Here is a 13,536-nt window from a genome sequence, read left to right as displayed (position 1 = left end):
TAAAATCGTGGGACACTTATGGTCTGGATTGATTACGCCATTATCGCGGTGATTGGTTTTTCCTGTCTGGTTAGCCTGATCCGTGGCTTTGTACGTGAAGCATTATCGTTGGTGACTTGGGGTTGTGCTTTCTTTGTCGCCAGCCATTACTACACTTACCTGTCTGTCTGGTTTACGGGCTTTGAAGACGAACTGGTTCGAAATGGGATTGCTATCGCGATACTGTTTATCGCGACACTTATCGTCGGCGCTATCGTTAACTTTGTGATAGGCCAACTGGTAGAGAAAACAGGCCTGTCGGGTACTGACAGGGTGTTGGGGATCTGCTTCGGTGCTCTGAGAGGGGCGCTGATCGTCGCCGCCATACTGTTCTTTCTCGATACGTTTACCGGTCTGTCGAAAAGTGAAGACTGGAGTAAGTCGCAGCTGATCCCGCAGTTCAGTTTCATCATCAGATGGTTCTTTGACTATCTGCAAAGCTCGTCAAGTTTCTTGCCCAAAGTATAAACTTTGGGTCGTTGCTGAACGAGGAAAAGACGTATGTGCGGTATTGTCGGTATCGCCGGTGTTATGCCGGTAAACCAGTCGATTTATGACGCGTTAACGGTGCTCCAGCACCGTGGTCAGGATGCCGCAGGCATCATCACCATTGATGCCAATAACTGCTTCCGTTTGCGTAAAGCAAACGGAATGGTGAGCGATATTTTTGAAGCGCGCCATATGCAGCGTTTGCAGGGCAATATGGGCATCGGTCATGTGCGTTACCCAACGGCTGGCAGCTCCAGCGCCTCTGAAGCTCAACCTTTTTACGTCAACTCACCGTATGGCATCACGCTTGCCCACAACGGCAACCTGACCAACGCGCATGAGCTGCGTAAAAAGCTGTTCGAAGAAAAGCGCCGTCACATCAATACCACTTCAGATTCAGAAATTCTGCTGAATATTTTCGCCAGCGAGCTGGATAACTTCCGCCATTATCCGCTGGAAGCCGACAATATTTTTGCTGCGATTGCAGCGACCAACCGTCAGATCCGTGGTGCCTATGCCTGCGTGGCGATGATTATCGGTCACGGTATGGTGGCGTTTCGCGATCCTAATGGTATCCGCCCGCTGGTGCTGGGCAAACGCGATATCGGCGATGGTCGTACCGAATATATGGTGGCGTCTGAGAGCGTGGCGCTGGATACGCTGGGCTTTGAATTCCTGCGCGACGTAGCTCCTGGTGAAGCGGTGTATATCACCGAAAAAGGCCAGCTGTTTACCCGCCAGTGTGCCGATAATCCGGTCAGCAACCCATGCCTGTTTGAATATGTTTACTTCGCGCGTCCTGACTCCTTCATCGACAAGATTTCCGTCTACAGCGCCCGTGTGAATATGGGAACAAAGCTTGGCGAAAAAATTGCCCGTGAGTGGGAAGACCTGGATATCGACGTGGTGATCCCCATTCCGGAAACCTCTTGTGATATCGCGCTGGAAATTGCCCGTATCCTCGGTAAGCCATATCGTCAGGGGTTTGTGAAAAACCGCTACGTGGGGCGTACCTTTATCATGCCGGGCCAGCAGCTGCGCCGTAAATCCGTGCGCCGTAAGCTGAATGCCAACCGTGCTGAGTTCCGTGATAAAAACGTACTGTTGGTTGATGATTCCATCGTGCGTGGAACGACTTCAGAACAGATTATCGAAATGGCGCGTGAAGCTGGCGCGAAGAAGGTTTATCTGGCCTCTGCCGCACCGGAGATTCGCTTCCCGAACGTTTATGGTATTGACATGCCAACAGCGACGGAGCTGATTGCTCATGGTCGTGAAGTGGACGAGATCCGTCAAATCATTGGCGCGGATGGACTCATCTTCCAGGATCTGAACGATCTGATCGACGCTGTACGTGCTGAGAACCCGGACATTCAGCAGTTTGAATGCTCTGTGTTTAATGGCGTCTATGTCACTAAAGATGTTGACCAGCAGTATCTCGATTTCCTCGACTCTTTGCGTAATGACGATGCCAAAGCGGTATTGCGCCAGAACGAAGCGGAAAATCTTGAGATGCACAACGAAGGTTAACGTTTGATCGCAAGCAAGGGGCAACCTGCACCCTTGCTTGCAACTCACCGTAAATTCCTGCAAAGTCGGCCCTGAACAAGCAAGGGCGATTAAACATGAAACGACTCATCATTGGTATTTCTGGCGCAAGCGGGGCAATTTACGGTGTGCGCCTGCTACAGGTTTTGCGTGACGTTACCGATGTGGAAACCCATTTGGTGATGAGCCAGGCGGCGCGGCAGACGCTGGCGCTGGAAACGGACCTCTCTGTACGCGACGTGCAGGCCCTGGCGAATGTGACGCACGATACGCGCGATATCGCCGCCAGTATCTCCTCCGGTTCTTTTCAGACCGCCGGAATGGTTATTCTGCCATGTTCAATCAAAACGCTTTCTGGCATTGTTCACAGCTACACCGATGGACTGCTTACCCGTGCGGCAGATGTGGTGCTGAAAGAACGCCGTCCCCTGGTGCTGTGTGTACGTGAGACTCCGCTGCATCTCGGGCACTTGCGTCTTATGACTCAGGCGGCAGAAATTGGCGCGGTGATTATGCCACCCGTTCCCGCCTTCTATCATCGGCCACAGACGCTTGATGATGTGATTAATCAAACGGTTAATCGTGTGCTTGATCAGTTTGATATCGCTCTTCCGCAGGACCTGTTCACCCGCTGGCAAGGGGCGTAAGCCGTTCCATCAGCGTGCAAAGAAACATCCGTTGCCCTGTTTCAGGGCAATTTTGTAACCGCGATCATATCCTCAACATTTAATTCGTTAAAACGCAACGAAACGCTGCGGTTCAACCGTCAGACCTGCTATCTTCAAAATCAGGACATTATTGCAACGTTTTATTAACATATTTAACGTCGAATATCCTCATCGATGCGAAAATGGCATAAGACCTGCATGAAAAAGTCTGCAAACACACAACACAACGTAAAACATAATAAAATTACGCCACTTGAGGGTTATGTATGAAGAAGACGGTTCTTGCTTTGTCTTTGCTGGTAGGACTCTCCGCCACCGCGGCCAGCTACGCAGCACTTCCGCAGACAGTTCGTATTGGTACAGATACAACGTACGCTCCTTTTTCCTCTAAAGATGCCAAAGGCGATTTTGTCGGTTTTGATATCGATCTGGGAAATGAGATGTGTAAACGTATACAGATCAAATGTACCTGGGTTGCCAGTGATTTTGATGCGCTGATCCCGTCGCTGAAAGCGAAAAAAATTGATGCCATCATCTCTTCGCTTTCCATCACCGAGAAACGCCAGCAAGAAATTGCGTTCTCAGACAAACTTTACGCAGCAGATTCACGTCTGATCGCCGCGAAAGGCTCCCCAATTCAGCCGACTCTGGACTCCCTCAAGGGTAAACATGTTGGCGTCCTGCAAGGTTCGACACAGGAAGCCTATGCCAATGACAACTGGCGCAGCAAAGGCGTGGACGTGGTGGCTTATGCGAACCAGGACCTTATCTATTCTGACCTGACGGCAGGCCGTCTGGACGCGGCGTTGCAGGACGAAGTCGCAGCCAGTGAAGGTTTCCTGAAACAACCTGCAGGTAAAAATTACGCGTTTGCCGGTCCGTCAGTTAAAGATAAAAAATATTTTGGCGACGGGACCGGGATTGGCTTACGCAAAGACGATGTCGAGCTGAAAGCGGCGTTTGATAAAGCGCTGGGCGAACTGCGCAAAGACGGCACCTACGACAAAATGGCGAGCAAGTATTTTAACTTCAATGTCTACGGCGATTAATACGCCGAAGAGGGGAATTGACTGCACCATTGCGGGTAACCATTACGGTGCATAATAAATTCAGTGCACTGTTTTGGTGCTTTTGTCGCTGACTTAATAAGCATGAGTGCATACTTAAGCGCTTTTCATGCAAATAAATACCGCTGACAAGGTAGAATGCTTTGCCTTGTCGGCCTGATTAATGGCACGATAACTGCACCTGGTCCTGTAAAGATCCCCTATAAAAGACAGTCTGTTGAGGATAGTTATGAAAAAACTGGTGTTGTCTCTTTCTCTGGTTCTGGCTTTCTCCAGTGCTACCGCAGCATTTGCAGCCATCCCGCAAAAAATTCGTATCGGTACCGATCCTACTTATGCACCGTTCGAATCGAAAAATGCACAGGGTGAATTGGTCGGTTTTGATATCGATCTGGCTAAAGAGCTCTGCAAACGCATCAATACACAATGTACCTTCGTGGAAAACCCGCTGGATGCGCTGATCCCTTCGTTAAAAGCGAAGAAGATCGATGCCATCATGTCGTCGCTTTCCATTACTGAAAAACGTCAGCAAGAGATTGCCTTTACCGACAAGCTTTATGCAGCAGACTCTCGTCTGGTGGTTGCTAAAGATTCCGCTATTCAGCCGACCATTGAGTCTCTGAAAGGTAAACGTGTCGGCGTGCTGCAGGGCACCACTCAGGAAACGTTCGGTAACGAACACTGGGCGCCAAAAGGCATCGAAATTGTCTCCTATCAGGGGCAAGACAATATCTATTCTGACCTGACTGCCGGGCGTATTGATGCCGCATTCCAGGATGAAGTCGCAGCCAGCGAAGGCTTCCTGAAGCAGCCAGTTGGTAAAGATTACAAATTCAGCGGCCCGTCTGTGAAAGATGAGAAGTTGTTCGGTGTGGGTACCGGTATGGGACTGCGCAAAGACGACAACGAGCTGCGCGAAGCGCTGAACAAAGCCTTTGCCGAAATGCGAGCTGACGGTACTTACGAGAAGCTGGCGAAAAAGTACTTCGATTTTGATGTTTACGGCGGTTAATCACCGCAGGTGCTGATAAAGCCCGTAGATTTTTGACGCGTTGAATTGATGTCTGATGGCGCTGCGCTAATCAGGCCTACGGTGATTTTGTAGGCCGGATAAGGCAAAGCCGCCATCCGGCATTTAACGGTTAGTCTGAAATCAAAAGAGGCTTATTACTCCACCACACACGACAGGACAGGCAGCATGTTGTATGGCTTTTCAGGTGTTATTTTACAGGGTGCGATTGTTACGCTGGAGCTGGCTCTCAGCTCGGTAGTGCTGGCGGTCATGATAGGCCTTGTTGGCGCGGCAGCGAAGCTTTCGCAAAGCCGGGCGCTGGCGCTTATATTCGAAGGGTACACCACGCTTATCCGCGGGGTTCCCGATCTCGTCTTAATGCTGCTCATTTTCTACGGATTACAAATCGCGCTGAATACCATTACCGATGCAGTGGGTATCAGTCAGATTGATATCGATCCGATGGTCGCAGGGATTATTACGCTCGGGTTTATCTACGGAGCCTATTTTACTGAAACCTTCCGTGGCGCGTTTATGGCGGTACCGAAAGGTCATATTGAAGCGGCGACGGCATTCGGTTTTACCAGCTCACAAATATTTCGCCGCATTATGTTCCCGGCGATGATGCGCTATGCCTTACCGGGAATTGGCAACAACTGGCAGGTCATTCTGAAGGCCACGGCGCTGGTGTCGTTGCTTGGACTTGAAGACGTAGTGAAAGCCACTCAGCTTGCCGGGAAGAGTACCTGGGAGCCGTTCTATTTTGCCGTAGTGTGCGGGGTCATCTATCTGGTGTTTACCACCGTGTCTAATGGTGTGCTGCTGTACCTTGAGCGCCGCTATTCCGTGGGTGTGAAGAGGGCTGACCTGTGATTGAGATTATTCAGGAATACTGGAAGTCCCTGCTGTGGACCGACGGATATCGCTACACCGGCGTTGCTATCACCCTGTGGCTTCTGATTTCGTCAGTGGTGATGGGCGGGATACTGGCGCTGTTTTTGGCAATTGGTCGTGTTTCCAGTAATAAGTTTATCCAGTTTCCCATCTGGCTGTTCACCTATATTTTTCGTGGAACGCCGTTGTATGTTCAGCTGTTGGTGTTTTATTCCGGGATGTATACGCTGGAGATAGTTAAAGGCACGGATTTCCTCAACGCGTTTTTCCGCAGCGGGCTTAACTGTACCGTACTGGCGCTGACGCTGAATACCTGTGCATACACGACGGAGATCTTCGCCGGGGCTATCCGTTCCGTGCCCCATGGCGAGATTGAAGCCGCACGCGCCTACGGTTTCTCTTCCTTCAAACTGTACCGCTGCATTATCTTGCCTTCCGCGCTGCGTATTGCGCTGCCGGCTTACAGCAATGAAGTGATTTTAATGCTGCACTCCACGGCGCTGGCGTTTACCGCAACGGTGCCTGATCTGTTGAAAATCGCCCGTGATATCAACTCGGCAACCTACCAGCCATTTACCGCATTCGGTATTGCCGCTGTACTGTATTTGATGATTTCGTATGTCCTGATCAGTCTGTTCCGTAAAGCGGAAAAACGCTGGTTGCAGCATGTATCCTCTAAATAGTTCGAGTAACACGATGCCTGAGAATAAATTAAACGTTATCGATTTACATAAGCACTACGGCGAACATGAAGTGCTGAAAGGGGTATCGCTGCAGGCCAACGCAGGTGATGTTATCAGTATTATTGGCTCGTCAGGTTCAGGTAAAAGTACCTTCCTGCGCTGCATTAACTTTCTCGAGAAACCGAGCGCCGGTTCGATTGTCGTCAGTGGCCAGAACATTGGTCTGGTGCGCGACAAAGACGGCCAGCTTAAGGTTGCCGATAAAAATCAGCTGCGCCTGCTGCGTACGCGACTGACGATGGTCTTTCAGCACTTCAACCTGTGGAGCCACATGACGGTGCTGGAAAACGTCATGGAAGCGCCGATTCAGGTGCTGGGGCTGAGCAAGCAGGAAGCCCGCGAGCGTGCGGTGAAGTATCTGGCCAAAGTCGGTATTGATGAGCGCGCGCAGGGGAAATACCCGGTGCATCTGTCCGGCGGTCAGCAGCAGCGTGTGTCAATTGCCCGTGCGCTGGCGATGGAGCCGGAAGTTCTGCTGTTTGATGAACCCACCTCGGCGCTAGACCCAGAGCTGGTCGGCGAAGTGCTGCGCATCATGCAACAGCTGGCTGAGGAGGGGAAAACCATGGTGGTCGTGACGCATGAAATGGGGTTTGCCCGCCACGTTTCCTCACACGTTATTTTCCTGCATCAGGGAAAAATTGAAGAAGAGGGCAATCCGGAGCAGGTGTTTGGGAACCCACAAAGCCCGCGTTTACAGCAGTTCCTTAAAGGATCGCTGAAGTAATTGAGTTGCCCGGAGGCGCTATGCTTGCCGGGCCTACCGTTTTAACGCGCTGTACTCCAGACGATAAACCCAGTCGTCATGCGCTATGCCGTTCACTTCATAGGCTTTTTCAAGCACCTGAGTGCGTTTGAATCCTGTTTTTTCCAGAATGCGTATCGATCCGGTATTCCCGGCTAATACATAGGCATTTATCGCCGTTACGCCAGCCTGTTGAAAGGCATAATCGCACACGGCACGTACGGCTTCGCTGGCAATACCTTTTCCCTGCGCCCGCGGCGTGATGGCGTAGCCAATATCAGCTTCCTGAGGATAAAGATGGCTTATCTGTAAGCCAATATCGCCCAGTTGCGTCGTGTTGTTGTGCTCCCGGATAACAAAGGTATGTCGAGCGGAAAGGCGTCTGGCGAAGAGCAGGCGAGTATCTTTGGTTGGGGCGATATCCCCCATGAAACGCATGACGTCAGGATTTTCTCGTAGCCGCTGGAAAAAAGGCCAGTCAGCGAGTTGGTACAACGAGAGGGTAAGTCGGGGTGTTGATATTATCGCCATAACGTCGCCATCGTGGTATTCGGTTTTTTAACCATACCACCACAATGGCAACAGTGAAGGGATATCAGACATTATCGGATGACATCGGCCAGCGCTTCTTCCAAATCGTACCAACGAAACGCAAAACCGGCCGCTTCCAGGCGTTTGGGCAACGCGCGCTGACCCCCGAGGACCAGCACCGAGGATTCGCCCATCAGCAGCCGCATAGCGGCCGCTGGAACGCGCAGGATCGCCGGGCGGTTCAGGGCATGACCCAGCGCATGGGCAAACTGCTCATTGCGAACCGGGTATGGCGAAACCATGTTGAAGGGACCGCGCAGATCGTTATCCAGCAGCCAGATAATCCCGTTGACCATATCGTCAACATGGATCCAGGCCAGGTATTGACGCCCATTGCCGATAGGACCGCCAAGCCCCAGACGAAACGGTGGGACCATCTTAGCGAGGATCCCGCCCGTAGAGGCCAATACAACGCCAGTACGCAGCAAACATACGCGCGTTCTGTCGCTTTGCGCAGCGCTGGCGATCTGTTCCCACCGGGCGCACAACTTATGGGTGAATTCGTTATGCGGTGGCTCTTCTTCCGTAACCACAACTTCGCCCAAATCGCCGTAGTAACCGGTAGCGGAACCGGAGATTAACACTGAGGGCGGCGTGTCGCTGACCTTGATTAAATCGACCAGTTTCTGCGTAATCCCCCAGCGGCTCTGGCACAAACGCTCTTTTTGCTCCGCGCTCCAGCGTTTGTCAGCGATAGGCTCTCCGGCAAGATTGATGACAGCATCAATACCATCGAGGTTTTGCTGCTCTTCCAGCCCTTTCCATAGTGTGACCCGAGAGTCCAGAATCTGACGAGCCTTATCAGGAGTACGTGTCACTACGGTAATCTGATGCCCCAGTTCCAGCAGGCGGGGGATCAAATGACGTCCAATCAGGCCAGTACCGCCGGTAATCAGAATCTGCATGTCGCCTCCCGGGTTACGTTTAGCGCTGCCAGCTCAATGTCATGGAAACGGAGTCGGCGTAACGCAATGCGTGAAGTTTATCGATCTCCACTTCAGCATAAGTGACCCAGTGATGTTCGCGTGCGATATCGAGCACATCTTGCGTTAATTTTTCCAACAATGAGAAGCGGTTACTCTCAACGTGCGAAATGATGCTCTTGGTGATGGTGCGATAATTCAGCGCGTCGTTGATATCTTCACTGGTCCGGGCTTTGTCTGCGGGATAGTGGATGGCAATATTGATGACGATATCCTGTCGGTTCAGGATCTCTTCTTCTTTAATGCCGATAAAAGTGCGCAGACGAAGGTTTTTTATACGAATAATTGCGTCAGGTTGTGACATTGCAGGTTTCCTCCATGTATGAACCTTTTCATGATACACGAGAACCGAATCGCGTTAACTTTTCTCGCTCTGCGCTTGCTGCATCGCCCGTTCTGTTGCGGGACGAGTGCGGATACGTTCGTACCAGTTATTGACCGCCGGATAGTTGTCGAGGTCGATACGCTGGCGCTGGTGGAGATTAATCCACGGCCAGCAGGCAATGTCGGCAATGCTGTAATGATCGCCACCCAGCCAGGGGGATATTTCCAGACGTTTATTCATGACGTTGTACAGTCGCTGGGTTTCTACCTGATACCGTTCAATGGCATAGGGGATTGTCTGCGGTGCGAAGTGGCTGAAGTGATGATTTTGTCCCAGCATGGGGCCCAGCCCGCTGACCTGCCAGAACAGCCACTGCAGCGTGGTATGGCGCTCGCGTAATTCGCCGCTGAGTAGCTTACCGCTCTTTTCCGCCAGGTAGAGTAAAATCTCGCCAGACTCAAACAGGCTAATGGGTTTTCCACCATCCTCCGGGGCGCAGTCGATGATGGCCGGAATTTTATTATTTGGTGAAATCAGCAAAAAGTCAGGGCGGAACTGGCTGCCTCTGCTGATATCTACATGAATCAGACGGTATTTTAACTGTGCCTCTTCGAGAAACAGTGTGATTTTGTGCCCGTTTGGCGATGGCGTGTAGTAGAGGTCGATCATTGTCAGCGTCCGTTTTGTCATGAACCGGGTCACTACAAGTATAGAAGCTGCCGACGTGCGTGAGTTTTCATCAAGTGACAGCGAGAGAAAGACTCTATATTTTGAAAGCAAGCCAATACACGTCAGAGGACATTATGAGCAAACCTGCAATTACGCTGTGGTCAGATGCCAACTTTTTCTCCCCTTATGTGCTGTCTGTTTATGTCGCTCTGCAAGAGAAAGGGCTGCCTTTTACGCTGAAAACTGTCGACCTCAATAGTGGTGAACACTTACAACCTTCATGGCAAGGGTATGCGCTGACGCGGCGCGTACCGGTTCTGGACATTGACGGTTTTGAACTGAGTGAATCCTCGGCGATTGCCGAATTCCTGGAAGAGCGTTTCGCGCCGCCGCAATGGGAGCGCATTTATCCGCACGATCTACAAAAACGGGCTCGTGCCCGCCAGGTTCAGGCCTGGCTCCGCAGCGATCTGATGCCTGTCCGGGAAGAGCGTTCGACGGATGTGGTTTTTGGTGGCGTGAAGAAAGGTCCGTTGACAGAAGCAGGCAGGGCCAGTGCGGAAAAATTGTTTGCTACGGCGGGCAGTTTACTGGCGCACGGTAAGCAGAATTTGTTTGGTGAATGGTGTATTGCAGACAGCGATTTAGCGCTAATGCTTAATCGACTGGTTCTGAATGGCGATGATGTACCAGAACAGCTCGCGGAGTATGCCACCTTCCAGTGGCAGCGCGCTTCGGTACAACGTTTTATCGCGCTTTCAGCGAAGCGTTCCTGCTGAAAGTAGGGGCGTAATCCAGTATCATTGAAAGGTATTTTTCAACGAGGGGTGAGTGATGAAACTGATGTTCGCATCGGACATTCATGGTTCGTTGCCGGCTACGGAATGCGTACTTGAACGATTTGCCCAAAGCGGTGCGCAATGGCTGGTGATACTGGGCGATGTATTGAACCATGGGCCGCGTAATGCGCTGCCACAGGGCTACGCGCCAGCGCAGGTCGCCGAGCGTTTGAATGAGCAGGCGTCGCGGATAATTGCGGTGCGTGGGAATTGCGACAGCGAAGTGGATCAGATGCTCCTGCATTTTCCAATAACCGCGCCGTGGCAGCAAATTCTGACTGACAGCCAGCGACTCTTTCTGACGCACGGACATCTTTTTGGTCCGGATAACTTACCACCGCTCAACGCCGGCGATGTGCTGGTTTATGGGCATACACATTTGCCGGTGGCAGAGCGACGTGGGGATATCTACCAATTTAACCCAGGTTCGGTAAGCATCCCGAAAGGGGGATTTACGGCAAGCTATGGGATTCTGGCTGATAATGTTCTCAGCGTGATGGCACTCAATGATCAAAGTATTATTGCGCAGGTCGAGATTAATCCGTAAGTTACCCCACAAACGTAAACGCGCCGTAAGAGCGCTAGAAAAAAGAAGGTTTCCTGATGGTGGAACAGCGTCGTTTGGCAAGTACTGAATGGGTGGATATTGTGAATGAAGACAATGAAGTCATCGCACAATCCAGCCGGGAACAAATGCGGGCACAATGCTTGCGCCACCGTGCAACGTATATTGTTGTACATGATGGTATGGGTAAAATTCTGGTTCAACGTCGCACTGAGACAAAGGACTTTATGCCCGGTATGCTGGATGCTACCGCGGGGGGGGTTGTGCAGGCTGATGAACAGCTTCTGGACTCCGCGCGTCGTGAAGCGGAAGAAGAATTGGGCATTGCCGGCGTCCCATTTGCCGAGCACGGTCAGTTTTATTTTGAAGACCAGAACTGTCGCGTCTGGGGCGGACTGTTTAGCTGCGTGTCTCACGGACCGTTTGCGCTGCAGGAAGAAGAGATTAGTGAAGTGTGCTGGCTGACGCCGGAAGAAATTACCGCGCGCTGTGATGAATTTACACCGGACTCACTGAAAGCACTGGCGCTGTGGATGACACGCAATGCCAAGAATGAAAGTGCGAAAGCCGAAAAGCAGGAAGAAGCTGAGTAAAAACTGCTCATCCGGCCTACAGCGTTGAGAAATCCTGTAGGCCGGGCAATCATTTTTAGTGGTAACCCATTATCTGCGCGCCAATCACCACCACGCTGGACATAATAAACAGCAGTCCCAACAGCGTGGCGCCGACCTTCAGCCAGTTACGAAAATCCACCCGACAAACACCTAGCGTTGCCATCAGGGATGCCGACGTTGGATAGATAATATGACTGAATCCGTCGCCAAACTGGAAGGCCAGTACGGTGACCTGACGGTTGACCCCCACCAGATCGCCCAGTGGTGCCAGTAGCGGCATAGTCAGTGCTGCCTGACCCGATCCAGACGTGACAAAGAAGTTAAACACAGCCTGGAAAAGCAGCATAAACCAGGCCGCAATCGCGTTGTCCAGGCCACTGATACCGTTGGCGATACTGTGCAGCAGGGTATTTAACACACTGGCATCACCCGCTTCGCCATTACCAACCAGCAGCAATATTCCCTTGGCAAAGCCGACCAACAGGGCAGGCGCGATCATCATTCGCGCACCCTCAGTAAACGAGGAGGCCATGATATTGACCGTCATACCGTTGAGTCGAAAAACAACCCCGATAATGCCAATCACCAGCCCCATGGTGAAAAACTGACTGGCAATTTCAGGAATGAACCACGCGTTGACGATAACGCCCCAGACCACCCAAATCATTACCGCAGTAAGTACGAAAAGGACCAGCCAGTCACCCAGCGTGAAACGTCGCTCGACGACCTCGTCCTGCTGCTCACGGAAGAAACGGTCCGATTCATGCACCCGGGACAGCAGAGGGTTCTTCTTAATGCGTGCCGCGTAGGCCAGCGTGAACGTCAGGCCGATCATCGTCGCCACAACCCATACTACGATCCGCAGACCCGAACCCGAGAGTACAGGGACACCCGCAATACCCTGTGCGACAACCACACAGAATGGGTTCATCCATGAGCTGGCAAAGCCAATTTGGGTGGCGATATAGGTCACCAGAACGGTGGTGATACTGTCGTAACCTAACCGCACCATAAGCGGTGCAATGATAATGGCGAAAGCGACCGCTTCTTCCCCCATCCCAAAGACGGCACCGCCTAACGAGAAGAGAATAAACAGTACTGGGATAAACAGGACCTCATTACCCCGGGTATGACGGATCAGCGCCAGGATGCCGTTATCGATGGTTCCTGTGCGCATTACGATACCGAATGCACCACCAATCACCAGCATAAACATAATGATGCCAACGGCGGTGCCAAATTTTGAACCGGAGGTTAACCCTTCAAACGGAAAATTCATCAGACCAGGGCTTTCATCGCCGGTGGTGAAGAACTTAACCCGATGATACTGCTCTTCCCCCGCATCGTTGGTCAGAATACGAAAAGAGTGGGGATCGACCACTTTACGCGTTTTGGTTTGTCCATCAACCTGGTACTGCACTTCCTGGCTGTCGAACATTCCGACGGGAACGACCCAGGTTGCCAGACTGGTTAAAATGGCGACGAAAAAAATAATCACCAGCGTGTCGGGCATGGCCCATTTTTTCGCGGGTTGTGATTCTGTTACTGCAGACATGAAGGACTATCCCTGTTGCAAAGCAAAGAGGCTAAGTATGCAAACAGGAGAATAGTTATTCATTGATGCAGCGCATCTAAGCAAATGTTTCAGAATTTGTTAATGAACGGGACAGGCATAAAAAAACCGGAAATATCAGCTATTTCCGGTTTCAAGAATCACGCTATGTAGAACGCAACGGACGCGTTTA

General features: G+C 51.5%; 16 protein-coding genes. 11 read left to right on the top strand and 5 right to left on the bottom strand.

Translation table 11 applies throughout. The features are described 5' to 3' along the window. Positions 1 to 18 precede the first annotated feature (18 nt). The 8 genes from cvpA (at position 19) to hisP (ending at position 7,187) form a co-directional block, all read left to right on the top strand. Positions 19 to 507 carry a colicin V production protein gene (gene cvpA / locus FDX19_RS20675; RefSeq protein WP_005129678.1) on the top strand — a complete coding sequence of 163 codons (489 nt, stop codon included), beginning with the start codon at positions 19 to 21 and terminating at the stop codon, positions 505 to 507. A 33-nt stretch (positions 508 to 540) separates the two neighbouring features. Continuing rightward, positions 541 to 2,058 carry an amidophosphoribosyltransferase gene (gene purF, locus FDX19_RS20670; protein ID WP_137384176.1) on the top strand — a complete coding sequence of 506 codons (1,518 nt, stop codon included), beginning with the start codon at positions 541 to 543 and terminating at the stop codon, positions 2,056 to 2,058. A gap of 95 nt (positions 2,059 to 2,153) precedes the next feature. Beyond that, a complete protein-coding gene (locus FDX19_RS20665; RefSeq protein ID WP_137384175.1) occupies positions 2,154 to 2,723 on the top strand; it encodes a UbiX family flavin prenyltransferase in 570 nt (189 codons plus the stop codon). A 287-nt stretch (positions 2,724 to 3,010) separates the two neighbouring features. Further along, positions 3,011 to 3,793 carry a lysine/arginine/ornithine ABC transporter substrate-binding protein ArgT gene (gene argT, locus FDX19_RS20660; protein ID WP_137384174.1) on the top strand — a complete coding sequence of 261 codons (783 nt, stop codon included), beginning with the start codon at positions 3,011 to 3,013 and terminating at the stop codon, positions 3,791 to 3,793. A 247-nt stretch (positions 3,794 to 4,040) separates the two neighbouring features. Then, positions 4,041 to 4,823 (top strand): histidine ABC transporter substrate-binding protein HisJ, encoded by a 783-nt coding sequence (gene hisJ, locus FDX19_RS20655; RefSeq protein ID WP_137384173.1) that lies wholly within the window; start codon positions 4,041 to 4,043, stop codon positions 4,821 to 4,823. A 186-nt stretch (positions 4,824 to 5,009) separates the two neighbouring features. Next, positions 5,010 to 5,696 (top strand): histidine ABC transporter permease HisQ, encoded by a 687-nt coding sequence (locus FDX19_RS20650; RefSeq protein ID WP_137384172.1) that lies wholly within the window; start codon positions 5,010 to 5,012, stop codon positions 5,694 to 5,696. Beyond that, positions 5,693 to 6,400, top strand: coding sequence for a histidine ABC transporter permease HisM (hisM, locus tag FDX19_RS20645; RefSeq protein WP_137384171.1), 708 nt, complete (start codon positions 5,693 to 5,695; stop codon positions 6,398 to 6,400). The genes FDX19_RS20650 and hisM overlap by 4 nt, the downstream gene beginning before the upstream one ends. A gap of 13 nt (positions 6,401 to 6,413) precedes the next feature. Then, the gene (gene hisP / locus FDX19_RS20640; RefSeq protein WP_137384170.1) at positions 6,414 to 7,187 is read left to right on the top strand and encodes a histidine ABC transporter ATP-binding protein HisP; all 774 of its coding nucleotides are present in this window, start codon (positions 6,414 to 6,416) and stop codon (positions 7,185 to 7,187) included. Positions 7,188 to 7,220: 33 nt separating this feature from the next. Here hisP and FDX19_RS20635 read toward each other — a convergent pair whose 3' ends face one another. The 4 genes from FDX19_RS20635 to yfcG form a co-directional block, all read right to left on the bottom strand. Further along, entirely contained in the window at positions 7,221 to 7,736 is a 516-nt protein-coding gene (locus FDX19_RS20635) for a GNAT family N-acetyltransferase (protein WP_137384169.1), read from the bottom strand. Positions 7,737 to 7,807: 71 nt separating this feature from the next. Next, positions 7,808 to 8,701 carry a TIGR01777 family oxidoreductase gene (locus FDX19_RS20630; RefSeq protein ID WP_137384168.1) on the bottom strand — a complete coding sequence of 298 codons (894 nt, stop codon included), beginning with the start codon at positions 8,699 to 8,701 and terminating at the stop codon, positions 7,808 to 7,810. Positions 8,702 to 8,720: 19 nt separating this feature from the next. Next, positions 8,721 to 9,083 carry a dihydroneopterin triphosphate 2'-epimerase gene (gene folX, locus FDX19_RS20625; protein ID WP_005129505.1) on the bottom strand — a complete coding sequence of 121 codons (363 nt, stop codon included), beginning with the start codon at positions 9,081 to 9,083 and terminating at the stop codon, positions 8,721 to 8,723. Positions 9,084 to 9,137: 54 nt separating this feature from the next. Further along, positions 9,138 to 9,773: a GSH-dependent disulfide bond oxidoreductase gene (gene yfcG / locus FDX19_RS20620; RefSeq protein WP_048211061.1), complete on the bottom strand. Its 636-nt coding sequence runs from the start codon at positions 9,771 to 9,773 to the stop codon at positions 9,138 to 9,140. Between the two features lie 134 nt (positions 9,774 to 9,907). Between yfcG and yfcF the strand changes: the two genes are divergently transcribed. From yfcF to yfcD, 3 genes are read left to right on the top strand one after another with little or no spacing between them, the layout of a single operon-like run. Next, positions 9,908 to 10,552: a glutathione transferase gene (yfcF, locus tag FDX19_RS20615; protein WP_137384167.1), complete on the top strand. Its 645-nt coding sequence runs from the start codon at positions 9,908 to 9,910 to the stop codon at positions 10,550 to 10,552. A 55-nt stretch (positions 10,553 to 10,607) separates the two neighbouring features. After that, the gene (yfcE, locus tag FDX19_RS20610; RefSeq protein WP_137384166.1) at positions 10,608 to 11,159 is read left to right on the top strand and encodes a phosphodiesterase; all 552 of its coding nucleotides are present in this window, start codon (positions 10,608 to 10,610) and stop codon (positions 11,157 to 11,159) included. A 56-nt stretch (positions 11,160 to 11,215) separates the two neighbouring features. Then, the gene (yfcD, locus tag FDX19_RS20605) at positions 11,216 to 11,770 is read left to right on the top strand and encodes an NUDIX hydrolase YfcD (protein WP_137384165.1); all 555 of its coding nucleotides are present in this window, start codon (positions 11,216 to 11,218) and stop codon (positions 11,768 to 11,770) included. Positions 11,771 to 11,825: 55 nt separating this feature from the next. Here yfcD and yfcC read toward each other — a convergent pair whose 3' ends face one another. Then, positions 11,826 to 13,346 (bottom strand): putative basic amino acid antiporter YfcC, encoded by a 1,521-nt coding sequence (yfcC, locus tag FDX19_RS20600; RefSeq protein WP_137384164.1) that lies wholly within the window; start codon positions 13,344 to 13,346, stop codon positions 11,826 to 11,828. Positions 13,347 to 13,536: the final 190 nt, after the last annotated feature.

The organism is Citrobacter sp. wls619, from assembly GCF_005281345.1.
In the GTDB taxonomy this organism is placed as follows: domain Bacteria; phylum Pseudomonadota; class Gammaproteobacteria; order Enterobacterales; family Enterobacteriaceae; genus Citrobacter.
This window is presented reverse-complemented; position numbering and strand designations above follow the sequence as displayed.

Excerpts from the sequence above, each read along its gene's own strand:
- cvpA (WP_005129678.1), top strand. The coding sequence starts at position 19 with ATGGTCTGGATTGATTACGCCATTATCGCGGTGATTGGTTTTTCCTGT.
- purF (WP_137384176.1), top strand. The coding sequence starts at position 541 with ATGTGCGGTATTGTCGGTATCGCCGGTGTTATGCCGGTAAACCAGTCG.
- FDX19_RS20665 (WP_137384175.1), top strand. The coding sequence starts at position 2,154 with ATGAAACGACTCATCATTGGTATTTCTGGCGCAAGCGGGGCAATTTAC.
- argT (WP_137384174.1), top strand. The coding sequence starts at position 3,011 with ATGAAGAAGACGGTTCTTGCTTTGTCTTTGCTGGTAGGACTCTCCGCC.
- hisJ (WP_137384173.1), top strand. The coding sequence starts at position 4,041 with ATGAAAAAACTGGTGTTGTCTCTTTCTCTGGTTCTGGCTTTCTCCAGT.
- FDX19_RS20650 (WP_137384172.1), top strand. The coding sequence starts at position 5,010 with ATGTTGTATGGCTTTTCAGGTGTTATTTTACAGGGTGCGATTGTTACG.
- hisP (WP_137384170.1), top strand. The coding sequence starts at position 6,414 with ATGCCTGAGAATAAATTAAACGTTATCGATTTACATAAGCACTACGGC.
- FDX19_RS20635 (WP_137384169.1), bottom strand. The coding sequence starts at position 7,736 with ATGGCGATAATATCAACACCCCGACTTACCCTCTCGTTGTACCAACTC.
- FDX19_RS20630 (WP_137384168.1), bottom strand. The coding sequence starts at position 8,701 with ATGCAGATTCTGATTACCGGCGGTACTGGCCTGATTGGACGTCATTTG.
- folX (WP_005129505.1), bottom strand. The coding sequence starts at position 9,083 with ATGTCACAACCTGACGCAATTATTCGTATAAAAAACCTTCGTCTGCGC.
- yfcG (WP_048211061.1), bottom strand. The coding sequence starts at position 9,773 with ATGATCGACCTCTACTACACGCCATCGCCAAACGGGCACAAAATCACA.
- yfcF (WP_137384167.1), top strand. The coding sequence starts at position 9,908 with ATGAGCAAACCTGCAATTACGCTGTGGTCAGATGCCAACTTTTTCTCC.
- yfcE (WP_137384166.1), top strand. The coding sequence starts at position 10,608 with ATGAAACTGATGTTCGCATCGGACATTCATGGTTCGTTGCCGGCTACG.
- yfcD (WP_137384165.1), top strand. The coding sequence starts at position 11,216 with ATGGTGGAACAGCGTCGTTTGGCAAGTACTGAATGGGTGGATATTGTG.
- yfcC (WP_137384164.1), bottom strand. The coding sequence starts at position 13,346 with ATGTCTGCAGTAACAGAATCACAACCCGCGAAAAAATGGGCCATGCCC.